Genomic DNA, 22,998 nt, shown 5'->3' with positions numbered 1-22,998 from the left:
TGCAAGACGACCCAATCTTTGAAGTCGTCGTCGTAGCGTTTGCCTAGATTGGACATTGTTATGCACCTTCGCCCTCTTGAATGAATGAGTCAATCAACAAGGGTGACAGGTAGCCTGACACGGAGGGAGCGCCTAAAAAAGTAAGCAAAAAACGCTCGCCCCTTACGTACGGCCCCTCGCTGAGGCTCGGCGTTCCTTCGCTCCGGTATTCATCCGGGGGCATTGCCCTCCGGTCGGCTTCGCTTCGACCTACATGCAATGAGTTCGACTACGTCGAACGGCGCTGCGCGCCAATCCCCGGATAAACACCTCCACTCAGCCTCCCGAGGGGGCGGGTGGATCAAAAGTGGAAGGCGAGCTAACGCTCGGCCTGATGAGTGGTGAGGAGCGTGGTGTACGCCAATCAACTGTAGGAGCTGGCTTGCCAGCGATGGCGGCCTGACAGACGACCTGATTTTGCGGATGTATCACTCCGTAGGAGCTGCCGAAGGCTGCGATCTATTGATCTTGCCTGTAAAAAACAGAGTCAAAAGATCGCAGCCTAGTTGCACTCGACAGCTCCTACAGGGAAACACGCGCGCATCAGAACCAGACCGGCCGGTAGGCCGCCTCTGACGCGGTTGCGGTATATGCCCCCTCATGAAAAACCAGGGCGAATACCGGCCTGAGTCAAGTCTGCCGGGTTCGCCAGTGGACACCCAATCCGGTCACAACCGCGACCAAACGCGCCAGCCCTCCAGCTCAACCTTTCACAAAACCTTCATCAAATGATTCACCCAGTGAAATGTGCAAGTCATAGGGCTGACATGCCCCGTGCCTAAAGTCTGTTGAACTCAAATACGGCCACGGACGGCTGTTCAACCAGACAGAGAAGCCCATGAACGCAGCTATCCATGTCGATCATCTGAACAAGACCTTTGCGCGTAAAACCGCACTGGTCGACCTCGAACTGACCATCGCGGCCGGTGAGATGGTCGCGCTGATCGGCGCGTCCGGCTCCGGCAAATCCACCTTGTTGCGCCATCTCGCGGGCCTGGCCTGTTGCGATAAAAACAACGGTGGCAGCGTCAAAGTGCTGGGGCGGGAAGTACAGGCGAGCGGACGGCTCAATGGCAAGGTGCGCCGCTTGCGCGCCGACATCGGCTACATCTTCCAGCAGTTCAACCTGGTCAATCGTCTGAGCGTGCTCGACAACGTGCTGCTCGGTTGCCTGGGCCGCATGCCGCGCTGGCGTGGCAACCTGGGCCTGTTCAATGCCGAGGAAAAACAGTTCGCCATGGAGTCCCTGGCCCGCGTCGGCCTGGCTGACCTCGCCGCGCAGCGGGCCTCGACCTTGTCCGGTGGGCAGCAGCAACGCGTGGCGATTGCCCGTGCACTGACCCAGCGTGCCGAAGTCATCCTTGCGGACGAGCCGATCGCCTCTCTGGATCCGGAATCGGCGCGCAAGGTTATGGAAATCCTCGCCGACATCAATCGCCGCGACGGCAAGACCGTGGTGGTGACCCTGCATCAGGTCGACTACGCCACCCGCTATTGCCCGCGCGCCGTGGCGCTGAAGGCCGGTCGGATTCATTTCGATGGCCCGGGTACTGAGCTCAGTGGCGCGTTCCTCAACGATCTGTACGGTGCCGACATCGACACCAGCCTCATGTGCTCCGAGCCTTCCCGTCACAACGAAGCTGCACCCCGGCTGGTGCTGGCGCGTGTTTGATCACTCCGGACTCCCCAACCGTTCACTCTCAGGAAACCTTTCCATGTTGAACCGTATCGGTCGCGTTTTTGCTGGTGCAGCACTGCTCACCGGTTGTTTGATGGGCACCGCCCAGGCTGAAGAAAAAGCCATCAACTTCGGCATCATGTCCACCGAGTCTTCGCAAAATCTCAAGAGCGTCTGGCAGCCATTTCTTGACGACATGCAGAAGCAGACCGGCCTGAAGATCAACGCCACATTCGCTTCCGACTATGCCGGCCTGATCCAGGGCATGCGCTTCAACAAGGTCGATGTGGCGTGGCTGGGCAACAAGGCCGCCATCGAAGCCGTGGACCGTTCCAACGGTGAAATCTTCGCCCAGACCGCCGCGGCCAGTGGCGCTGCCGGTTACTGGAGCGTGTTGATCGCGCGCAAGGACAGCCCGATCAATTCGGTCGACGACATGCTGAAGGACGCCAAGAACCTGACCTTCGGCAACGGTGATCCGAACTCCACCTCGGGCTATCTGGTGCCGGGCTACTACGTGTTCGCCAAGAACAACGTCGATGCCGCCACCGCGTTCAAGCGCACGCTCAATTCCAGCCATGAGGTCAACGCCTTGAGCGTGGCCAAGGGGCAACTGGATGTGGCGACGTTCAACACCGAAAGCTGGGATCGCCTGGAAGTCACCCAGCCCGATAAAGCTGCGCTGTTGAAAGTGATCTGGAAGTCGCCGCTGATCCCTGCCGACCCGTTGGTGTGGAGCAAAGCGCTGAGTGACAGCGAGAAGACCAAGATCCGCGATTTCATCTTCAGCTACGGCGACACCGACGAAGAGAAAGCGGTGCTCAAGGGCATGCAACTGGGCAAGTTCCTGAAGTCCAGCGACGACCAGTTGCTGCCGATTCGTCAGCTCGAGTTGTTCAAGCAACGCACCACGATCACTGCGGACACCAAGCTTGATGCGGCCGATAAAACCAAAAAACTGGCCGAGATCGATGCCGAGCTGGCGAAGCTGCAAGAGCGCATCACCTTGCTCGAGAAGAGCGATAAAAAGACCGCCAACGCCGCCTCGGTAAGTGTGGGAGCAAGCTTGCTCGCGATGACTGAGTGTCAGTCGACATTGACGCTGCCTGTCACGCCGCCATCGCGAGCAAGCTTGCTCCTACGGGTTTTGTACCCGCCATGACATATGTGAATCGCCTCTTTAAACGCTTTTTAGAGAACCCTCATGACCACTCTGCACGCTGAAGCTGTTGGCAAGCGTACCTGGCCGCAATACGCCGGTTGGGGCCTGTTTCTGGTCCTGCTGGCCTGGGCCTGGCACGGCGCTGAAATGAATCCGATGGCGCTGTACCGCGACTCGGGAAACATGGCGACGTTCGCCGGGGACTTCTTCCCGCCGGATTTCCATGAATGGCGCATGTACCTCAAGGAAATGCTCGTCACCGTACAAATCGCCCTGTGGGGCACGGTGCTGGCGATTGTCTGCTCGGTGCCGCTGGGCATTCTCTGCTCGGAAAACATCACACCGTGGTGGATCCACCAACCGCTGCGCCGGGTGATGGATGCGTTCCGCTCGATCAACGAAATGGTCTTCGCCATGTTGTTCGTGGTGGCTGTCGGGCTGGGGCCGTTTGCCGGGGTGTTGGCGCTGTGGATCAGCACCACCGGCGTACTCGCCAAACTGTTCGCCGAAGCCGTCGAAGCGATTGATCCGGGCCCGGTCGAAGGTGTTCGCGCCACCGGTGCCAGTGCCTTGCAAGAGGTGATCTACGGGGTGATTCCGCAAGTGATGCCGCTGTGGGTGTCCTACGCGCTGTACCGCTTCGAAGCCAACGTGCGTTCGGCGACGGTGGTGGGGATGGTCGGCGCTGGCGGTATCGGCGTGATCCTGTGGGAGAACATCCGCGCCTTCCAGTTCACGCAGACCTGCGCGGTGCTGCTGGTGATCATCGTCATCGTCAGCCTGATCGACATCCTGTCGCAACGCCTGCGCAAGCAGTTCATCTGACTTTTTCGGAGGGGTGCCCGCGGGCGCTTTTTTTAAAGCATGCAGTTGTCTAGACAAGATGAGCCGGTGTACCGCGAATTGGCCGACATCCTGCGGCGGGAGCTGGCGGAGTACCGCGCCGGAGACTTCCTGCCGGGCGAGGTGATGTTGGCCGAGCGCTTCGGTGTCAATCGTCACACCTTGCGCCGCGCCATCGATGAGTTGGTGTTCGAAGGCAGCCTGTTGCGCCGCCAGGGCAAAGGCACCCAGGTGCTGGAGCGGCCGCTGATTTACTCGATGACCGCCGAGAGCGCCTACAGCCAGTCTTTGTCAGCCCAGGGGCATGGCGTCGAGGCGCTACTGCTCAAGCGTCGCTACTGCTTTGCCAGTCGCGAAGAAGCCCAACATCTGGGCATCGCCGAAATGGCGCCGATGATCGAATTGCAGACCTTGCGCAAGCTCGACAACCAACCGGTCAGCCTGATCCGCCATCGCTATTGCGCCACTCACGCGCCGCTGCTGGCCGACTACACCGGTGGCTCTCTGCGCAAATACCTGAGCGAACGGGACCTGCCACTGACCCGTACCCAGAGCCTGATCGGCGCCCGATTGCCCAACCGCGAAGAAGCCGCGCTGCTGATGATGCCCCGGCATCTGCCGGCGCTGAGTGTCTTCACCCTTTCCCGCGATCGCGACGGCCGTGCCGTGGAGCTGGCCCAGTCCACCAGCCGTTCGGATCGCTTCCAGTACCAGGTCGTCACCTGATGGAGAACGCCATGCAAAACCCTGTTCCTCACGCCGAACGGCAGCACTGGATTGGTGTGCTGGCCCGCGCCCGTCGCAGTGAATTGCAGCCCTTTGAAGATGCGTTGCGCGACATTGAATACCAACTGATCCGCGCCCCGGAAGTCGGCATGACCCTGGTCCGTGGCCGCATGGGTGGCAATGGCGCGCCGTTCAACGTCGGTGAAATGAGCGTGACCCGCTGCGTGGTGCGCCTGGCCGATGGCCGTACGGGCTACAGCTATCTGGCGGGGCGCGACAAGGCCCATGCCGAACTCGCCGCGTTGGCCGACGCGCATTTGCAGGGCGTGCAGCAGCGGCACTGGCTGGCGGACATGATCACGCCGCTGGCGGCAGCTCAAGCTGAGCGCCGGGCACAAAAAGAGGCGGAAACCGCCGCCACCAAAGTCGAATTCTTCACCCTCGTGCGAGGAGAAAACTGATGAGCGCACAGTTGTTGCAACCGGCGTTTGCCGACCCGGTGCTGGATGCCCAGCGTGGATTTCGCGCGGCACTCAAGGCGTTGGCCGGCCCCGGATTGATCCAGACCCTACAGGTCGCACCGAGACTCGAAGGCCTGGCCCCCGCGACTTATGCACTCTGCCTGGCAATGCTCGATGTCGACACACCGCTGTGGCTCGCGCCGTCATTCGATACGCCGCTGATCCGCGCCAACCTGGCGTTCCACTGTGGTTGCCCGCTGACCACCCGGCGTGAAGACGCGAGATTCGCTTTGCTTGCCTCTGAAGACCTGCTCGACCTGAGCGGTTTCGATACCGGCAATGATCGTTATCCCGACCAGTCCTGCACCGTGCTCATTCAGCTGCCAAGCCTCGGCGGCGGGGCAGGGCTGAAGTGGCGAGGGCCGGGGATTGAAAGCGAACACGACGTGGCGCTGCCGATAGCCGATGGCTTGTGGCGCGAACGTGAACGCCGCAACGAATTCCCCCGTGGCCTCGACCTGTTTTTCACTGCCGGCCACGACCTGATCGGTTTGCCGCGCAGTACCCGCATCGCAGAGGAGCGTGCCTGATGTACGTAGCCGTCAAGGGTGGCGAACAGGCCATCGACAATGCCCACCGCCTGCTGGCGAAAAAACGTCGGGGCGATACCGCGGTCACTGAGTTGAGTGTCGAGCAGATCCGTCAGCAACTGCCGCTGGCAGTGGCGCGGGTGATGAGCGAAGGCTCGCTGTACGACGAAGAACTCGCCGCGCTGGCGATCAAGCAAGCGGCGGGGGATCTGGTGGAAGCAATCTTCCTGCTGCGCGCCTACCGCACCACGTTGCCGCGCTTCAACCCGAGCCTGCCGATCGATACCCAGAACATGCAGCTCAGCCGACGCTTGTCCGCGACCTTCAAGGACGTGCCGGGCGGGCAACTGCTGGGTCCGACCTTCGATTACACCCACCGTCTGCTGGACTTTGCCTTGCTGGCCGAAGGCGAATATCCGGGGCCGCAAACCACGCCGAATGCCAGCCTCGAAGCGTGCCCGCGAGTCCTCGGTTTGCTGGCGCAGGAAGGCCTGATCAAGACCGAATCCGACAGCGGCGAAAACGTGGCCGACATCACCCGCGACCCGCTGGAGTTGCCCGCCAGTCGCGCTCAACGCCTGCAAGCCCTGGCCCGTGGCGATGAAGGTTTCCTGTTGGCGCTGGGCTATTCGACCCAACGCGGTTATGGCCGCAACCACCCCTTCGCGGGTGAAATCCGCATCGGCGAAGTCGAGGTCTGGATCGACCCTGAAGAGCTGGGTTTTCCGATCAACCTGGGCAACATCGAAGTCACTGAGTGCGAGATGGTCAACCAATTCGTTGGCTCGGCCACTGAGCTGGCGCAGTTCACTCGCGGCTACGGCCTGGCCTTCGGACACGCCGAGCGCAAGGCCATGGGCATGGCGCTGGTGGACCGTGCGTTGCGCGCCGACGAGTACAACGAAGAGATCGTCTCGCCAGCACAACAGGAAGAGTTCGTGCTCATGCACTGCGACAACGTCGAGGCCGCCGGTTTTGTCTCGCACCTCAAGCTGCCTCACTACGTCGACTTCCAGGCTGAACTGGAACTGATCCGCAAACTGCGCAAGCCTGCCGAGGGCCAAAACCATGAATGACGTGAGCCAGGCACCCGTGCGCGATGCGGCATACAACTTCGCCTACCTCGATGAGCAGACCAAACGCATGATCCGCCGCGCCTTGCTCAAGGCCGTGGCGATCCCCGGTTATCAGGTGCCGTTCGGTGGTCGCGAGATGCCGTTGCCTTACGGCTGGGGCACCGGAGGCATGCAGTTGACCGCCGCGATTCTCGGTGACGATGACGTGCTCAAGGTCATCGATCAGGGCGCGGACGACACCACCAACGCCGTATCGATCCGCCGCTTCTTCGCCCGCACCGCAGGCGTCGCCACCACCGAAAGTACGCCGGACGCGACGGTGATCCAGACCCGTCACCGCATCCCGGAAACGCCGCTGCACGCCGACCAGATCATGGTTTACCAGGTGCCGATTCCGGAGCCGCTGCGCTTTATCGAGCCGTCGGAAACCGAGACCCGGACCATGCACGCCCTCAACGATTACGGGGTCATGCACGTCAAACTTTACGAAGACATCGCCACCTTCGGCCACATCGCCACGGCGTACGCCTACCCGGTGATGGTGGACGAGCGCTACGTGATGGACCCGTCGCCGATCCCCAAATTCGACAACCCGAAACTCGACATGAGCCCGGCGCTGATGCTGTTCGGCGCTGGCCGCGAGAAGCGTCTGTACGCGGTGCCGCCGTACACCAAAGTCACCAGCCTCGACTTCGAGGATCACCCCTTCGAAGCGCAGAAATGGGAAGCGTGCTGCGCGATTTGTGGCAGCCGTGAGTCGTTCCTCGATGAGTTGATTCTCGACGACGCCGGCACCCAGAGCTTCGTCTGTTCCGACACTTATTACTGCGCACAGCGCGTCAGCCAGCAGGAGCAGGGCCAATGAACCAGGCGCTGAAAAACGATGTGACCGTGTCCACTGAGCCGCTGCTGCGAGTGCGTGATTTGTCGCTGTTGTACGGCCCGGAGAAAGGTTGCCAGGACGTCAACTTCGATTTGTATCCCGGTGAAGTTTTGGGAATTGTCGGCGAGTCCGGCTCGGGCAAATCCACCTTGCTCTCACTGCTCAGCGGCCGCCTGCCGCCGCAGCGCGGCAGCATCGGTTACCGCGACAAACAGGACCAATGGCTGGACCTGTACAGCGCCAGCGAAGCCGAGCGCCGCACCTTGCTGCGTACCGAATGGGGGTTCGTCGAGCAGAGCCCGCGTGACGGTTTGCGCATGGGCGTGTCCGCTGGCGCCAACATCGGAGAACGTCTGATGGCCCAGGGTGTGCGCAATTATCAGCAGCTGCGCGGGGCCGGTCTCGACTGGTTGAGTCAGGTGGAAATCGATCCGCAGCGCATTGACGATTTGCCCCGGACCTTTTCTGGCGGCATGCAGCAACGCCTGCAAATCGCCCGCAATCTGGTGTCGAGCCCACGGTTGGTGTTCATGGACGAGCCGACCGGTGGCCTCGATGTCTCGGTGCAGGCGCGCTTGCTCGACCTGCTGCGCGGACTGGTGCGGGAACTGGATCTGGCGGTGGTGATTGTCACCCACGACTTGGCGGTGGCACGTCTGCTGGCCGACCGCCTGATGGTGATGCGCCGCTCGCGGGTGGTGGAAACCGGGCTGACCGATCAGATCCTCGACGATCCCCAACACCCTTATTCGCAACTGCTGGTGTCTTCGGTGTTGCAGCCGTGAAGCCCCGTTCAATAGTGGAAACCGAGCGATGAATACCTTGATCGAGGTCCGTGACCTCTCGAAAACCTTCACCCTGCATCAGCAGCACGGCGTGGTCCTCAACGTACTGCGCGGGATCGATTTCAGTGTGGCGGCCGGTGAATGCCTGGTGCTGCACGGTCAATCCGGCGCCGGTAAAAGCACCTTGCTACGCACCTTGTACGGCAACTATCTGCCCGCAGGCGGCAGCATTCGCGTGCAGCACGATGGCCAATGGCTGGAGCTGGTGGGCGCCGAACCCCGGGACATCCTGCAAGTGCGTCAGCGCACGTTGGGTTATGTCAGCCAGTTTTTGCGAGTGATCCCGCGGGTCGCGTGCCTTGACGTGGTGATGGAACCGGCGCTGGCCCGGGGCTGGGCGAAAGAGCAGGCGCAAGCGCGTGCCGAATCGCTACTCAGCCGTCTGAACATTCCGCAACGCCTGTGGCAACTGGCTCCCGGCACGTTCTCCGGTGGCGAGCAGCAACGGGTCAACATCGCCCGAGGTTTCATGGTGGCGTGGCCGGTGATGTTGCTCGACGAGCCCACCGCATCACTCGACGACAACAATCGCCAGGTGGTGCTGGAACTGATGAATGAAGCAAAAGTTGCAGGGGCCGCACTGATCGGCATTTTCCACGATCGCATCGCCCGCGAAGCGGTTGCCGACCGCCATCTCGACATGACCCCAGCCGCAGTCAGCCAAGAGGAATACGCCGATGCCCGTTGAACAGATCCTCAGCAATGCCCAACTGGTCACCGCTGACCGTGTGTTCTACGGCACCGTGGTGCTGCGCGACGGCGTGATCGCTGAAGTCTGCGAAGGCCCGAGCCGCCTGCCTCAGGCGCAGGATCTGCATGGTGATTACCTGCTGCCGGGTCTGGTGGAGCTGCACACCGACAACCTGGAACGTCACATGACCCCGCGCCCCGGTGTGGACTGGCCGTCGGTACCGGCGGTGCTCAGTCACGATGCGCAGATCATCGCGGCGGGCATCACCACGGTGTTCGATGCGGTGTCCATCGGCGACGTTAACCCCAAGGGCAATCGCATGCAGAAATTGCCGGCGATGCTGGAGGCGATTACCAAAGCGTCCGATGCCGGCCTGACCCGGGCCGAACACCGGTTGCACTTGCGCTGCGAGCTGTGCCACCCGGACACCTTGAGTGTGTTCCGCGATCTGGTGGAAAACCCGCTGGTGCAACTGGTGTCAGTGATGGACCACTCGCCGGGCCAGCGCCAGTTTGTGCTGGAATCCAAGTACCGTGAGTACTACATGGGCAAGTACCACCTGACCACGACGCAGATGGATGACTTCATCGCCCTGCAAATGGCCAACTCGCGGCAGTACAGCGACCGGTATCGTGCGGCAATTGTCGAACACTGTCTGGCCCTTGGCCTGTCGGTGGCCAGTCATGATGACGCGACCCTGGCCCACGTCGAGGAGTCGGCGCGCTACGGCATGACCATCGCCGAGTTCCCGACCACGGTCGAGGCGGCGCGCGGATGCCGGGAACGGGACATGAAAGTGTTGATGGGCGCACCGAACATCGTGCGCGGCGGATCGCACTCGGGTAACGTGGCCGCCGCAGAGCTGGCGGCCGAAGGCTTGCTGGATATCCTGTCCAGCGATTACTACCCGGCGAGCCTGTTGCAATCAACGTTCGCGCTGGCAGCGCAGAACAATCGCATCGGCCTGGCCGAAGCGGTGCGCATGGTCAGCCTGAACCCGGCCCGCGCTGCGGGTTTGCATGATCGTGGCGAAATTGCAGCGGGCCTGCGGGCTGATCTGGTGCAAGCACGCAGTCACGACGGTCTGACGGCGGTTCAACAAGTTTGGCGGCAAGCAAAGAGGGTGTACTGATGTCGGGCAGGTTGATCTATCTCATCGGACCTTCCGGGTCGGGCAAGGACAGCCTGTTGGACGCGGCGCGAGGCCGGTTGGCCGAAAGAGGCTGCCGCATCGTGCGGCGGGTCATCACCCGTTCGGCGGAGGCGGTGGGCGAGGCGGCCTTGGGTGTCAGCCCGCAGCAGTTCGCCGAGATGGAGGCGCAAGGCGCGTTTGCCCTGAGCTGGCACGCCAACGGTTTGTCCTACGGCATCCCGCGGGAAATCGACGATTGGCTGAAGGCGGGACAAGATGTGCTGGTCAATGGCTCGCGCGGGCATTTGCACAATGCCCGTGAGCGCTACCCGCACATGCTTGTGGTGCTGCTGACCGTGGATCAAGCGGTGTTGCGCGAGCGCTTGCTGGCACGAGGACGGGAGTCCGTGGCGGAAATAGACGCACGGTTGGCGCGCAACGCCCGATTCAACCAAAGCGTACTGGCCGGCAACGACCCGATGGTGCATGTCCTCGATAACTCCGGGGCACTGGAAAATACGGTGGAACGCTTGCTCGCCTGCATCGACGAACCCGCGATATGCGCTTGACGTTGCTCGGCACCGGTGATGCCCGGCAAGTCCCGGTCTACGGCTGCGAGTGCGTGGCTTGCGATCGGGCGCGTAAGGATCAGCGTTTGCAGCGTCGACCCTGCAGTGCGCTGATCGAGTGCGGCGATCAGCGCTGGTTGATCGACAGCGGCATGCCAGACCTGTGCGAGCGCTTTGCGCCGCGCAGCTTCAACGGCATTTTGCAGACTCACTACCACGCCGATCACGCCCAGGGCTTGTTGCATCTGCGTTGGGGCCAGGGCCTGGTGATTCCGGTGCACGGCCCGGTGGACCCGGAAGGCCTGGCCGACCTCTACAAACACCCCGGCATTCTCGATTTCAGCCAGCCGTTCGGGGCCTTTGAAACACGCACCTTCGGCACGCTGAACGTTACCGCGTTGCCGTTGCTGCACTCCAAACCGACCCTGGGGTATCTGTTCGAAGGCGAGGGACGGCGCATTGCCTATTTGACTGACACCGTGGGCCTGCCACCGTCCACCCTGGACTGGCTACTGCGCGAACCGCTGGATGTGCTGGTGCTGGACTGCTCCCTGCCACCGCAACCTCAGGCGCCGCGCAATCACAACGACCTGAACCTGGCGTTGCAGTGCATTGACGAACTGCGGCCAACGTCAGCGGTGTTGACCCATGTCGGGCATACGTTGGATGCGTGGTTGGTTGAGCATCGCGAAGAATTGCCGGGCAATGTCAGTGTCGGGTTTGATGGGTGTGAGCTGTAAAAAGATCTGTATCGGTCACGATCTGTAAAACAACCGAACGTCTCCCTTCGTGTTTTTGTGCTTGAGTAAAGATAACTCTAGGGTTACTTTTATTCGGGCCGGAGCAAGGAGGCTGGTGGTGCAGAGCAGGCTATTGATCAAGGAACTGATGGAGGCGGGATGGACCCTGGATCGGGTCACTGGCAGTCATCACATCTTCACGCACCGTTACAACCCGTACACGATTCCCGTTCCCCATCCCAAAAAGGATTTGCCGGTGGGGACGGTCAAGAGCATCAGGAGGCGAGCCGGGTTGTACTGCCCGCTGGCCAGTTATGCAGGAGATCCATAATGCAATATCCAATCTGTATCGAGTGGGGCGACGAGCACACCGCCATCGGTATCCAGATCCCTGATATTCCCGGTGCAGTGACCGCCGGGGATACCTTTGAAGATGCTTACAACGCTGCGGTCGAAATTGCCCACATCATGCTGCAGGAAATGGCGGCAGATGGAGAAACGATTCCGATGCCGACTTCAGCGGCCTTGCATCGTGGCAATCCGGAGTTCGCCGACATGGGGTGGGGCATGCTGGAGCTGGATATCTCGCCGTATATGGGCAAGACCGAGAAGGTCAACGTCACGCTGCCCGGCTACGTGATTCAGCGCATAGACCGTTATGTACGAGAGCACAATGTCAAAAGCCGTTCCTCGTTTTTGGCGGATGCGGCGATGGAGAAGCTGGTTCGACATTGAGTCGTTGACCACAAAAAAAGGCGACCTGTGCAGGTCGCCTTTTTCATGTTCGCTCAGCGCTTACTGACCGGTGTAAATCTGGTCGAAAACGCCACCGTCATTGAAGTGGGTTTTCTGCACGGTGCGCCAGTCGCCAAAGGTCTTTTCGACCGACAGGAAGTCGACTTTCGGGAAACGATCGGTGTACTTGGCCAACACGGCCGGGTCACGCGGACGCAGGTAGTTGGCGGCCGCGATTTCCTGGCCTTCCGGCGACCACAGGTACTTGAGGTATTCCTCGGCGGCGGCGCGGGTGCCTTTCTTGTCGACGGTTTTGTCGACCACCGACACCGGCGGCTCAGCCTCGGCGGAGACGCTTGGGTAGACGACTTCGAACTGATCGCGGCCGAACTCGCGGGCAATCATTTCCGCTTCGTTTTCAAAAGTCACCAGCACGTCGCCGATCTGGTTGGTCATGAAGGTGGTGGTAGCGGCGCGGCCACCGGTGTCCAGAACCGGTGCTTGCTTGAACAGCTTGCCGACGAAGTCTTTTGCCTTGCTCTCGTCACCGCCGTTTTTCAGCACATAGCCCCAGGCTGACAGGTAGGTGTAGCGACCGTTGCCGGAGGTTTTCGGGTTCGGGACGATGACCTGTACGCCATCCTTGAGCAAATCCGGCCAGTCTTTCAGGGCTTTCGGGTTGCCTTTGCGCACAATGAACACGGTGGCCGAGGTGAACGGCGCGCTGTTGTTCGGCAGACGGGTGACCCAGTTCTCCGGTACCAGTTTGCCGTTGTCCGCCAGGGCGTTGATGTCGGTCGCCATGTTCATGGTGATCACGTCAGCGGGCAGGCCGTCGATGACCGAACGCGCCTGTTTGCTGGAGCCGCCGAAAGACATCTGCAAGGTGATGTTTTCGTTGTGCTCGGCTTGCCAGTGCTTCTGGAACGCAGTGTTGTAGTCCTTGTAGAAATCGCGCATCACGTCGTAGGAAACGTTAAGCAGGGTCGGTGCGGCGTGGGCGATGTTGCCCAGCGCCAGGCCAGCGGCGAGAAGTGAGGCGCCAAAGAGTTTTTTCACTGCGCATTCCTTTTTATGTAGGCGCTGCCGCAGGCTGCGATCTTTTGATTTTGCCTTCAAGGATCAAAAGATCGCAGCCTGCGGCAGCTCCTGCGGGTGATTTGTTAGATATCAATAAGCCAGCGACTATAGCCGGGGATGCATAGTCCTTTAAATATTAAAAAGAACTTTGCTTATTCCATTTTTCTAAACAGCGCGTTGCCACAACGTGAACAGAAAGACGCCTCGGTTTCATGGTTGTCTTTCGCGCACACCGGGCAATCGTGATTCAGTTGACCGCCACGCATGGCCGTCGCCAGTTCGGCGGTGAAAATCCCCGTAGGCACGGCGATGATCGAGTAACCGGTGATCATCACCATCGAGGAGATCACCTGACCCAGCGCGGTCTTGGGCACGATGTCGCCGTAACCGACGGTGGTCAACGTCACGATAGCCCAGTAAATGCCTTTGGGAATGCTGGTAAAGCCATGTTGCGGGCCCTCGACCACGTACATCAGCGTGCCGAACACCGTCACCAGCGTGCAGACGCTGAGCAGGAACACGAGGATTTTCTGTTTGCTGCCGCGCAGGGCATCCAGCAGGTAATGAGCTTGTTTGAGGTAGGGGCCGAGCTTGAGCACGCGAAAGATCCGCAGCATCCGGATTACCCGGATGATCAGCAGGTACTGCGCATCGCTGTAATACAACGCCAGGATCCCTGGCAGGATAGCCAGCAGATCCACCAGCCCATAGAAGCTGAATGCGTAGCGCAGCGGTTTGGGCGAGCAGTACAGCCGCAGGATGTACTCGCCCAGAAAGATCACCGTGAAGCCCCATTCGATGTACGCCAGCAGGCTGGCGTAGTTCTGATGAACGTCATCGATGCTGTCCAGAATCACCACCACCAGGCTGGCGAAAATGATCAGCAGCAGGCTGGTGTCAAAGCGTCGACCGGCGATGGTGTCAGTCTGGAAAATAATCACGTAGAGGCGATGACGCCACGTGTCGTTACTGTTCATTCAAATGGCCTGGGCTGCAGATCAGCGCAGCCTAGGTTGATTGCCCCCGTGAGCGCAAGGCTCGCTATCGACAGAGGCTGCGCCCAGCATCTGAATGCCGGCGCGGATCAGCCAGCAGGCGAGGATGAAAGGCGCGGTCAGTGTGGCCAGGCCGAGGGCGGCAAAAAGCGGTGTCAACAGCAGCGCCAGTACGATGCCGAGCAATGGCAGCCAAGGGTGTTGACGTTGCGCACTGAAGGCGAGGGCAGCGAGTACGGCGTTGTAACCGCCAAGGCCGAGCAGCGCGGCGCTCGTGTCGTGATGAAGCAGGCTTGAGCCGAGCCCGATAAACGTTGCAAGCACCACCCAGCAAAACGCGCGGCGATCAGCGATCAGCAGGCCTAAGGCGATCATCGCACCGGCCAATGGATGGTCGAGGAACATCACCTGACCGAGTCCCTTGAACGCAGCAGCAAGCAGGTTCAGGGTGTTCAATTCGGGCACCGTCGCTGGCGTGGACGGTTCGGCGAAACACAGCAGCAACCAGCCCATCCCCACGAACGGAGCCGTGTAGGCAGACAGGTATTGGTTGAGCCAGGTGCGTTTGAGCCACTGTTGCGTGACCATCGCACTCAGACCGCCCGCGGCCAGAATCAGCGGCGGCAGCATCGCTGACCAAGGGAAATAGAGGCTCAGCAACAAACCGAGCAAAACCCCGTTGTAGCTGAATAGCCCGGCCTGGCGATCCGCCTTGGCATAGCCGCGACGTTGCGCAGTGAGCAATCCGGCGACGCCACCGAGTAGCGCACCGGCAAACAGCACTGGCGCGGTGAGCAGGATGGCCAACAGGCACAACAGTCCGCAGAGCGGATGGCGCTGGAGGAATATTTGACTGAAACCGTTGAGCAGCGCTTCGGCCCAGTCGGGGCAGTGGGAGTTGAAGTGATTGGCAGGCATGGCTAAGTCTGGGGCAGTGGGACATCAAAGGTCTTGCATAAATATTGTGGCGAGGGGGGCTTGCCCCGTTGGGTCGCGAAGCGGCCCCGATATCGATACATGCGGTTTCTCTGTGGAACCCGTCATGCCCAACGACGACTGCTACGCAGTCGAACGGGGGCAAGCCCCCTCGCCACAAGTGTTAGCGCTCACATCAAGTTCTGATGCTTAGATCAACGTCTCGATGCGCAGTGAGTTAGTCGACCCCGGCTGTCCAAACGGCACACCGGCGGTGATCAATAATGTATCGCCGCGCTGTGCCATGCCTTGGGCCTGGGCAATCTCCAGCGCTGTCGAGCACACTTCATCCACTTGACGCAGTCGATCATTGACCACCGAGTGCACGCCCCACGCCACCGTCAGGCGACGCGCGGTTTGCAGGTTCGGCGTCAGGTTGAGGATCGGCACCGTTGGCCGTTCCCGCGCCGCACGCAGGCTAGAGGTACCCGATTCGCTGTAGTTCACCAGCACTGCCACCGGCAGCACGTTGCTGATACGGCGGATGGCGCAGCTGATCGCATCGGAAACAGTCGCCTCGGCTTTCGGCCGGCTGACGTCCAGTTGAGCCTGATAATCCGGGCCGCTTTCGACCTGACGGATGATCTTGCTCATCATTTGCACGGCTTCAAGCGGGTACTCGCCGGACGCGGTTTCTGCCGACAGCATCACCGCGTCCGCACCTTCGGCCACGGCGTTGGCCACATCGGTTACCTCGGCGCGGGTTGGCGCGGGAGAGAAGCGCATCGACTCCAGCATCTGAGTGGCGACCACCACCGGTTTGCCGAGCTCGCGGCAGGTGCTGATGATGTTTTTCTGGATCTGCGGCACGCTCTCGGCCGGCACTTCCACGCCCAGGTCACCACGGGCGACCATGATCGCGTCGCTCAATTCGGCGATCTCGCGCAGTTGTTCCACCGCCGACGGCTTTTCGATTTTCGCCATCAGGAAGGCTTTGTCGCCGATCAGCGTACGGGCTTCGCGAATGTCGTCCGGGCGTTGCACGAATGACAGCGCCACCCAGTCGACGCCGAGCTCCAGACCGAAGCTCAAGTCGCGGCGATCTTTGGCTGTCAGCGGGCTGAGGTCGAGTACCGCTTGCGGCACGTTCACGCCTTTGCGGTCCGACAACTCGCCGCCGTTGAGCACGGTGGTGTCGATGGCGTCGTCGTACTTCGTGACCACGCGCAGGCGCAGCTTGCCGTCGTCCAGCAGCAGGTCCATGCCGGGCTCCAGCGCGGCGATGATTTCCGGGTGCGGCAGGTTGACCCGGCGCTCATCGCCAGGCGTTGTATCCAGGTCCAGGCGCAGGGCCTGGCCACGCACCAGTTGCACCTTGCCTTCGGCGAATTTGCCGACCCGCAGTTTCGGGCCTTGCAGGTCCATCAGGATGCCCAGCGGATAATTCAGCTGACGTTCGACTTCACGGATCCACTGATAACGCAGGGCGTGGTCGGCGTGGTCACCATGGCTGAAGTTCAGGCGAAAGATGTTCACCCCGGCCTGCACCAGCTCACGGATGTCGTCGACCCCGTTGATGGCCGGGCCGAGGGTAGCGAGGATTTTGACCTTTTTATCAGGCGTCATGATTTTTGGCTCTCGAGAATCAGAATGGCGCGGAAGTCGTTGACGTTGGTGCGGGTCGGCTCGGTGACGATCAGTGCATCGAGCGCCTCGAAGTAGCCGTAGCCATTGTTGTTGTCCAGCTCATCGCTGGCACTCAGGCCGAGGGCGGCGGCGCGGGCGTAGCTGTCCGGGGTCATGATGGCGCCGGCGTTGTCTTCGGAACCGTCGATGCCGTCGGTGTCGCCGGCCAGTGCGAAGACGCCGGGCAAGCCTTTGAGGCTGTCGGTCAGGCTCAGCAGGAACTCGGCGTTGCGCCCGCCACGGCCATTGCCGCGCACGGTCACGGTGGTTTCACCGCCCGAGAGAATCACGCACGGTGCGGCCAGCGGTTGACCGTGCAGGACGATCTGCCGCGCGATACCGGCATGGACCTTCGCCACGTCTCGCGACTCGCCTTCCAGGTCACCGAGAATCAGCGGGCTGAAACCGGCCTGACGGCACTTCACCGCGGCGGCTTCAAGCGATTGCTGTGGGCGGGCAATCAACTGGAAGTGGCTGCGCGCCAGACTCGGATCGCCGGGTTTGACCGTCTCCGATTCCGGGCTTTGCAGCCAGTTGCGCACGGTAGCTGGCACTTCGATGTTGTAGCGCTTGAGGATCGCCAGCGCTTCGGCAGAGGTGCTTGGGTCGGCCACGGTCGGGCCGGAGGCGATGACCGTGGCCAGGTCGCCCGGTACATCGGAAATCGCATAGGTATAAACAGTGGCAGGCCAGCAGGCTTTGCCCAGTCGCCCACCCTTGATCGCCGAGAGGTGCTTGCGCACGCAGTTCATCTCGCCGATGGTCGCGCCGGACTTGAGCAGGGCTTTGTTGATGGACTGCTTGTCGGCCAGGGTGATGCCTTCGGCCGGCAGTGCCAGCAGGGCAGAGCCACCGCCCGAGAGCAGGAAAATCACGCGATCGCTTTCGTTCAGGTCGCTGACCAGTTCCAGCACGCGTTTGGCGACGGCCAGACCGGCTGCATCGGGAACGGGGTGAGCGGCTTCGACCACTTCGATTTTTTCGCACGGTGCGCCGTGACCATAACGGGTCACCACCAGGCCGGACACTTCACCCTGCCAGCAGCGCTCGACCACTTGGGCCATGGCAGCTGCGGCTTTGCCGGCGCCAATGACGATCACGCGACCGCTGCGGTCGGCAGGTAAATGGGCTTCGAGGACTTGTTGCGGGTGCGCCGCGTCGATGGCTGTGGCAAACAGCTCGCGCAGCAATTGTTGCGGATCGACCGACATGACGGACTCCCGGAATTCTTGTTATTGGGATTGACGTTGGAGCAGTGCTGAATGGATCGCTGGCAGGCCAGCGCCTACAGGGTTTCATCGGCCTCTGTAGGAGCTGGCTTGCCAGCGATCCAGGCGCCTCGGTGCTTCAGATACACCGAGGCGATTTTGTCGCGAGCAAGCTTGCTCCTACTTGCGAATCGAGAAGTTCGCCATGTGTTCCAGGCCTTTGATCAGCGCCGAGTGGTCCCAGTTGCTGCCACCGATGGCCGCGCAGGTGCTGAACACCTGTTGGGTGTTGGCGGTGTTCGGCAGGTTGATGTTCAGCTCCTTGGCGCCTTGCAGGGCCAGGTTCAGGTCCTTCTGGTGCAGGCTGATGCGGAAACCTGGGTCGAAGGTGCCCTTGATCATGCGCTCGCCGTGCACTTCAAGGATCTTCGAAGAGGCGAAACCGCCCATCAGTGCTTCACGCACCTTGGCTGGATCAGCACCGTTTTTCGAAGCGAACAGCAGGGCTTCGGCCACAGCCTGGATGTTCAGTGCCACGATGATCTGGTTCGCGACTTTCGCGGTTTGACCGTCGCCATTGCCACCGACCAGAGTGATGTTCTTGCCCATGGCCTGGAACAGCGGCAGAGCGCGTTCGAAGGCATCGGTATCGCCGCCGACCATGATGCTCAGGGTCGCAGCCTTGGCACCGACTTCACCGCCGGACACTGGCGCGTCGAGGTACTGAGCGCCTTTTTCGTTGATTTTGGCAGCGAACGCCTTGGTGGCGGTCGGCGAGATCGAGCTCATGTCGATCACGATTTTGCCTTTGCCTACGCCAGCAGCGATGCCGTCGGCACGGAACAGCACGTCATCGACCTGCGGGGTATCCGGCACCATGACGATGATGAACTCGGCTTCCTGGGCGACTTCTTTCGGGTTCGCCAGGGCAATGGCGCCAGCGGCGACCAGATCGGCAGGCGCAGCATCGTGGTGCGCCGACAGGAACAGGCTGTGACCGGCTTTCTGCAGGTTCAACGCCATTGGGTGGCCCATGATGCCGGTGCCGATAAATCCGATTTTAGCCATGAGAAAATCCTCGTTGTATTTGTTTTGTTAGGAGCCGGCTTGCTGGCGATCCAGGCGACACGGTCTGTCTGATACACCGCGGTGATGCCATCGCCGGCAAGCCGGCTCCTACAGGGATTTGTGTTAGATCGCGTTATGGGTTTTCAACCAGCCCAGGCCCGCTTCAGTGGTGGTCAGCGGCTTGTATTCGCAACCGACCCAACCCTGGTAACCAATGCGGTCCAGGTGTTCGAACAGGAAGCGGTAGTTGATTTCACCGGTGCCTGGTTCGTTGCGCCCCGGGTTGTCCGCGAGCTGTACATGGTTGATCTCGCCCAGATGCGATTGCAGAGTGCAGGCCAGATCGCCTTCCATGATTTGCATGTGATAGATGTCGTATTGCAGGAACAGGTTGGCGCTGCCGACCTGCTCGCGAATCGACAGGGCTTGCGCCGTGTTGTTCAGGTAGAAACCCGGGATGTCACGCGTGTTGATCGCTTCCATCACCAGCTTGATACCTGCCGCTTGCAGCTTGTCGGCCGCAAACTTGAGGTTGTCGACGAAGGTTTTCTCGACGGTGGCATCGTCAAAACCCTGCGGACGAATACCGGCCAGGCAGTTGATCTGCGTATTGCCCAGCACCTTTGCGTAGGCGATGGCCAGGTCGACACCGGCGCGGAACTCTTCGATACGGTCCGGCAGGCACGCGATACCGCGCTCGCCCTTGGCCCAGTCACCGGCCGGCAGGTTGAACAGCACTTGGGTCAGGCCGTGAGCGTCGAGCTGGGCCTTGATTTCGGCAGAGCTGAAGTCATAAGGGAACAGGTACTCGACACCACTGAAACCGGCCTTGGCGGCCGCTTCGAAACGGGCAAGAAAGTCCTGTTCGGTGAACAGCATGGACAGGTTGGCTGCGAAACGCGGCATGGTGGTCTCCCGTAAATGTGTAAGGCCCCCCTTGTAGGAGCCGGCTTGCTGGCGATGGCGTTATGTCAGTCACATCAATGGCGATTGATGCGCCGCTATCGCCAGCAAGCCGGCTCCTACAGAGGGAGCGAGCAGCTATTAATCAAGCAACGAAATCGCAGTCGGTGCGTCGTTGCCGACGAGCGCCAGGTCTTCGAATTCGTTGACGGCGTTGATCTCGGTACCCATGGAAATGTTGGTCACACGTTCCAGGATAATCTCGACGATCACCGGCACCTTGAACTCTTCGATCAGTTCCTGAGCCTTGCGCAGGGCAGGCTGGATCTGGGACGGTTCGAACACACGCAGTGCCTTGCAGCCGAGGCCTTCGGCAACTGCGACGTGGTCCACACCGTAGCCGTTGAGTTCCGGCGCGTTCAGGTTGTCGAAGGACAGCTGCACGCAGTAGTCCATGTCGAAACCGCGCTGCGCCTGACGGATCAGACCCAGGTACGAGTTGTTCACGACAACATGAATGTACGGCAGCTTGAACTGCGCGCCCACCGCCAATTCTTCGATCATGAACTGGAAGTCATAGTCACCCGACAGGGCCACGACTTTACGGTTCGGATCAGCCTTGACCACACCCAGTGCTGCCGGAATGGTCCAGCCCAGAGGGCCCGCCTGACCGCAGTTGATCCAGTGACGTGGCTTGTAGACGTGCAGGAACTGCGCGCCGGCAATCTGCGACAGACCGATGGTGCTGACGTAGCAAGTGTCTTTGCCGAACACCTGGTTCATCTCTTCGTAAACGCGCTGCGGTTTCACCGGCACGTTGTCGAAGTGAGTCTTGCGCTGCAGGCTGGCTTTACGCTGCTGGCAGTCTTGCAGCCAGGCGCTGCGGTTTTTGAGTTTGCCGGCGGCTTGCCATTCGCGAGCGACTTCGATGAACACGGTCAGTGCGGCAGCGGCGTCGGAAACGATACCCAGGTCCGGCGTGAACACGCGGCCGATCTGAGTGCCTTCAATGTCGACGTGAATGAATTTGCGGCCTTCGGTGTACACATCGACCGAACCGGTATGACGGTTGGCCCAACGGTTACCGATACCCAGAACCACGTCGGATTTGAGCATAGTCGCGTTGCCGTAGCGGTGCGAAGTCTGCAAGCCAACCATGCCCACCATCAGCGGGTGATCGTCCGGGATGGTGCCCCAGCCCATCAGGGTCGGGATGACCGGGATGCCCGTCAGTTCAGCGAACTCGACCAGCAGATCGCTGGCATCGGCGTTGATGATGCCACCACCGGCGACCAGCAATGGACGCTCGGCCTGATCCAGCATGGCCAAGGCTTTTTCAACCTGAACGCGGCTAGCGCTCGGCTTGGCCAAAGGCAGCGGCTGGTAAGCATCGATGTCGAATTCGATTTCGGCCATCTGCACGTCGAACGGCAGGTCGATCAGCACCGGGCCTGGACGGCCGGAGCGCATTTCATAAAAGGCTTTCTGGAACGCGTAAGGCACCTGGCCCGGTTCCATGACGGTGGTTGCCCACTTGGTCACTGGCTTGACGATGGTGGTGATGTCGACAGCCTGGAAGTCTTCCTTGTGCATACGGGCGCGGGGTGCCTGGCCGGTAATGCAGAGGATTGGAATCGAGTCGGCCGAGGCGCTGTAGAGCCCGGTGACCATGTCGGTACCGGCAGGGCCGGAAGTCCCGATGCACACGCCGATGTTGCCGGCCTTGGTGCGGGTGTAGCCCTCGGCCATGTGCGAGGCGCCTTCAACGTGGCGAGCGAGTACGTGATCGATGCCGCCGACCTTTTGCAGGGCGGAGTACAGCGGGTTGATGGCGGCACCCGGGATGCCAAAAGCGGTATCAACCCCTTCACGGCGCATCACCAGAACGGCGGCTTCGATTGCTCTCATTTTGCTCATGGTTTTGTGCCTCTTTACGTTTTGTAATTGTATACAAGTGGCTTTGCGCAGAGTGTATTCACGGCGGACGGCGCAGGTCAATCCATTTTCTCAAGCGCTTGTTTCATTCGTCGGAAGCCCGTTCTACTGTGGCTTTTCGTCGCATGCGGCGCTTTTCGAGAATTATTGTATACAAAAAAATAACTCATTGTGTTCTATTTGTTGCATCGGTCTGCGGCACAACGGCGCAGCCCCACGACTTTCCCAAAAACAAAATGAGGACGGCACCATGAGCGCTTTAACCTTGAAAGTCGCAGTCAACCTGGTCAACGAGGCCATCACCGCCGGGCGTGCAATCTCCGCGGCTCCCTTGACCGTCGCAGTACTGGATGCCGGCGGGCATCTGATTTCCCTGCAACGCGAAGACGGCGCCAGCCTGATACGCCCACAAGTCGCCATCGGCAAAGCCTGGGGCGCCATCGCGCTGGGCAAGGGCTCACGCCTATTGGCACTGGATGCACAGCAGCGTCCAGCGTTTATTGCCGCGTTGAACAGCCTGGGGCAGGGCAGCGTCGTGCCGGCACCGGGCGGTGTGTTGATTCGCGATCAGGCGGGCACTGTGCTGGGGGCGGTAGGGATCAGTGGGGATTTGTCCGACGTTGATGAACAGTGTGCGATCACTGCCATTGAGGCGTTGGGGTTGAGGGCGGATGCGGGGGTTGTGGCTTAAGTTTTGTATTGATTGATCTACCGCTATCGCCAACAGGCTGGCTCCCACAGGGGATTATCTGAGTATCGGTGATCAACTGTGGGAGCTAGCCTGCTAGCGATTGCTGTTTCCCAGACACATCCTGCCAATAGTCTGTACGTCTCGATCGAAGGGACTGTCAGATATTTTGTGTGCAGGCCGGTAACGGCCTGCCGTTAGGCAGGCCATTCTTTTACCAGGCTGGCCTGATAAATCGATCTCCGTACAGAATCGCGAATTGATTCATCGCACTTTTCCAGTCATGGGCCGCTGAGCCCCAGTTTGCTGTGATGTTGCGCAGCCCAAGCCAGATCAGTTTTGTCGCCGCA

General features: G+C 60.7%; 23 protein-coding genes and 2 pseudogenes. 16 read left to right on the top strand and 9 right to left on the bottom strand.

Translation table 11 applies throughout. The features are described 5' to 3' along the window. The first annotated feature begins 877 nt into the window (after positions 1-877). From phnC to CKW19_RS27620, 15 genes and pseudogenes are all read left to right on the top strand, one after another. On the top strand, positions 878-1,711 hold the full coding sequence (phnC, locus tag CKW19_RS27690; RefSeq protein ID WP_095061677.1) for a phosphonate ABC transporter ATP-binding protein: 834 nt from the start codon (positions 878-880) through the stop codon (positions 1,709-1,711). Between the two features lie 43 nt (positions 1,712-1,754). Further along, a pseudogene (phnD, locus tag CKW19_RS27685) lies at positions 1,755-2,759 on the top strand (phosphonate ABC transporter substrate-binding protein); the annotation flags it as partial. A gap of 162 nt (positions 2,760-2,921) precedes the next feature. Next, positions 2,922-3,704 (top strand): phosphonate ABC transporter, permease protein PhnE, encoded by a 783-nt coding sequence (gene phnE / locus CKW19_RS27680; protein ID WP_095061673.1) that lies wholly within the window; start codon positions 2,922-2,924, stop codon positions 3,702-3,704. A gap of 39 nt (positions 3,705-3,743) precedes the next feature. After that, positions 3,744-4,448: a phosphonate metabolism transcriptional regulator PhnF gene (gene phnF / locus CKW19_RS27675; RefSeq protein ID WP_177408863.1), complete on the top strand. Its 705-nt coding sequence runs from the start codon at positions 3,744-3,746 to the stop codon at positions 4,446-4,448. Between the two features lie 11 nt (positions 4,449-4,459). After that, positions 4,460-4,909 carry a phosphonate C-P lyase system protein PhnG gene (gene phnG, locus CKW19_RS27670; protein ID WP_095061669.1) on the top strand — a complete coding sequence of 150 codons (450 nt, stop codon included), beginning with the start codon at positions 4,460-4,462 and terminating at the stop codon, positions 4,907-4,909. Continuing rightward, the gene (gene phnH, locus CKW19_RS27665; protein WP_095061667.1) at positions 4,909-5,499 is read left to right on the top strand and encodes a phosphonate C-P lyase system protein PhnH; all 591 of its coding nucleotides are present in this window, start codon (positions 4,909-4,911) and stop codon (positions 5,497-5,499) included. Before phnG ends, phnH begins: the two co-directional genes overlap by 1 nt. Beyond that, positions 5,499-6,575, top strand: a complete 1,077-nt coding sequence (locus CKW19_RS27660; protein ID WP_095061665.1) for a carbon-phosphorus lyase complex subunit PhnI — start codon at positions 5,499-5,501, stop codon at positions 6,573-6,575. Before phnH ends, CKW19_RS27660 begins: the two co-directional genes overlap by 1 nt. Beyond that, positions 6,568-7,440, top strand: a complete 873-nt coding sequence (locus tag CKW19_RS27655) for an alpha-D-ribose 1-methylphosphonate 5-phosphate C-P-lyase PhnJ (RefSeq protein ID WP_095061663.1) — start codon at positions 6,568-6,570, stop codon at positions 7,438-7,440. Before CKW19_RS27660 ends, CKW19_RS27655 begins: the two co-directional genes overlap by 8 nt. Further along, positions 7,437-8,243, top strand: coding sequence for a phosphonate C-P lyase system protein PhnK (gene phnK, locus CKW19_RS27650; RefSeq protein WP_095061661.1), 807 nt, complete (start codon positions 7,437-7,439; stop codon positions 8,241-8,243). Before CKW19_RS27655 ends, phnK begins: the two co-directional genes overlap by 4 nt. 28 nt (positions 8,244-8,271) lie before the next feature. Then, positions 8,272-8,991 carry a phosphonate C-P lyase system protein PhnL gene (phnL, locus tag CKW19_RS27645; RefSeq protein ID WP_095061659.1) on the top strand — a complete coding sequence of 240 codons (720 nt, stop codon included), beginning with the start codon at positions 8,272-8,274 and terminating at the stop codon, positions 8,989-8,991. After that, a complete protein-coding gene (locus CKW19_RS27640; RefSeq protein ID WP_095061657.1) occupies positions 8,981-10,126 on the top strand; it encodes an alpha-D-ribose 1-methylphosphonate 5-triphosphate diphosphatase in 1,146 nt (381 codons plus the stop codon). Before phnL ends, CKW19_RS27640 begins: the two co-directional genes overlap by 11 nt. Further along, positions 10,126-10,695 carry a phosphonate metabolism protein/1,5-bisphosphokinase (PRPP-forming) PhnN gene (phnN, locus tag CKW19_RS27635; RefSeq protein WP_095061655.1) on the top strand — a complete coding sequence of 190 codons (570 nt, stop codon included), beginning with the start codon at positions 10,126-10,128 and terminating at the stop codon, positions 10,693-10,695. Before CKW19_RS27640 ends, phnN begins: the two co-directional genes overlap by 1 nt. Beyond that, on the top strand, positions 10,686-11,435 hold the full coding sequence (gene phnP, locus CKW19_RS27630; RefSeq protein WP_095061653.1) for a phosphonate metabolism protein PhnP: 750 nt from the start codon (positions 10,686-10,688) through the stop codon (positions 11,433-11,435). Before phnN ends, phnP begins: the two co-directional genes overlap by 10 nt. A gap of 118 nt (positions 11,436-11,553) precedes the next feature. Beyond that, complete coding sequence (locus CKW19_RS27625; RefSeq protein ID WP_095061651.1) at positions 11,554-11,766, top strand: type II toxin-antitoxin system HicA family toxin; 213 nt, start codon at positions 11,554-11,556, stop codon at positions 11,764-11,766. Further along, positions 11,766-12,170 (top strand): type II toxin-antitoxin system HicB family antitoxin, encoded by a 405-nt coding sequence (locus CKW19_RS27620; RefSeq protein ID WP_095061649.1) that lies wholly within the window; start codon positions 11,766-11,768, stop codon positions 12,168-12,170. The genes CKW19_RS27625 and CKW19_RS27620 overlap by 1 nt, the downstream gene beginning before the upstream one ends. Positions 12,171-12,230: 60 nt before the next feature. Here the strand turns inward: CKW19_RS27620 and CKW19_RS27615 are convergent, their stop codons facing one another. From CKW19_RS27615 to gcl, 8 genes are all read right to left on the bottom strand, one after another. Continuing rightward, the gene (locus tag CKW19_RS27615; RefSeq protein WP_095061647.1) at positions 12,231-13,229 is read right to left on the bottom strand and encodes a sulfate ABC transporter substrate-binding protein; all 999 of its coding nucleotides are present in this window, start codon (positions 13,227-13,229) and stop codon (positions 12,231-12,233) included. Between the two features lie 173 nt (positions 13,230-13,402). After that, on the bottom strand, positions 13,403-14,227 hold the full coding sequence (locus CKW19_RS27610; RefSeq protein ID WP_095061645.1) for an ion transporter: 825 nt from the start codon (positions 14,225-14,227) through the stop codon (positions 13,403-13,405). A gap of 21 nt (positions 14,228-14,248) precedes the next feature. Further along, the gene (locus CKW19_RS27605) at positions 14,249-15,163 is read right to left on the bottom strand and encodes an urea transporter (RefSeq protein ID WP_095061643.1); all 915 of its coding nucleotides are present in this window, start codon (positions 15,161-15,163) and stop codon (positions 14,249-14,251) included. A 207-nt stretch (positions 15,164-15,370) separates the two neighbouring features. Beyond that, positions 15,371-16,786 (bottom strand): pyruvate kinase, encoded by a 1,416-nt coding sequence (gene pyk / locus CKW19_RS27600; protein ID WP_095061641.1) that lies wholly within the window; start codon positions 16,784-16,786, stop codon positions 15,371-15,373. Beyond that, the gene (locus CKW19_RS27595) at positions 16,783-18,057 is read right to left on the bottom strand and encodes a glycerate kinase (RefSeq protein WP_095061639.1); all 1,275 of its coding nucleotides are present in this window, start codon (positions 18,055-18,057) and stop codon (positions 16,783-16,785) included. The genes pyk and CKW19_RS27595 overlap by 4 nt, the downstream gene beginning before the upstream one ends. A 177-nt stretch (positions 18,058-18,234) precedes the next feature. Continuing rightward, positions 18,235-19,122 carry a 2-hydroxy-3-oxopropionate reductase gene (locus CKW19_RS27590; protein WP_095061637.1) on the bottom strand — a complete coding sequence of 296 codons (888 nt, stop codon included), beginning with the start codon at positions 19,120-19,122 and terminating at the stop codon, positions 18,235-18,237. 123 nt (positions 19,123-19,245) lie between these two features. Then, positions 19,246-20,028 carry a hydroxypyruvate isomerase gene (gene hyi / locus CKW19_RS27585; RefSeq protein WP_095061635.1) on the bottom strand — a complete coding sequence of 261 codons (783 nt, stop codon included), beginning with the start codon at positions 20,026-20,028 and terminating at the stop codon, positions 19,246-19,248. A gap of 138 nt (positions 20,029-20,166) precedes the next feature. After that, entirely contained in the window at positions 20,167-21,942 is a 1,776-nt protein-coding gene (gene gcl, locus CKW19_RS27580; protein WP_095061633.1) for a glyoxylate carboligase, read from the bottom strand. A gap of 268 nt (positions 21,943-22,210) precedes the next feature. On the opposite strand from gcl, the gene CKW19_RS27575 reads away from it, so the two are divergent. Next, positions 22,211-22,651: a heme-binding protein gene (locus tag CKW19_RS27575; RefSeq protein ID WP_095061631.1), complete on the top strand. Its 441-nt coding sequence runs from the start codon at positions 22,211-22,213 to the stop codon at positions 22,649-22,651. Positions 22,652-22,862: 211 nt separating this feature from the next. On the opposite strand, the pseudogene CKW19_RS27570 reads toward CKW19_RS27575, so the two are convergent. Further along, a pseudogene (locus CKW19_RS27570) lies at positions 22,863-22,998 on the bottom strand (IS256 family transposase); the annotation flags it as partial.

Origin of the sequence: Pseudomonas sp. Irchel s3f7, assembly GCF_900187615.1 — a bacterium.
In the GTDB taxonomy this organism is placed as follows: Bacteria; Pseudomonadota; Gammaproteobacteria; order Pseudomonadales; family Pseudomonadaceae; genus Aquipseudomonas.
The sequence above is the reverse complement of the archived record's forward strand: the minus strand, read 5'-3'. Positions and strand labels throughout refer to the sequence as shown.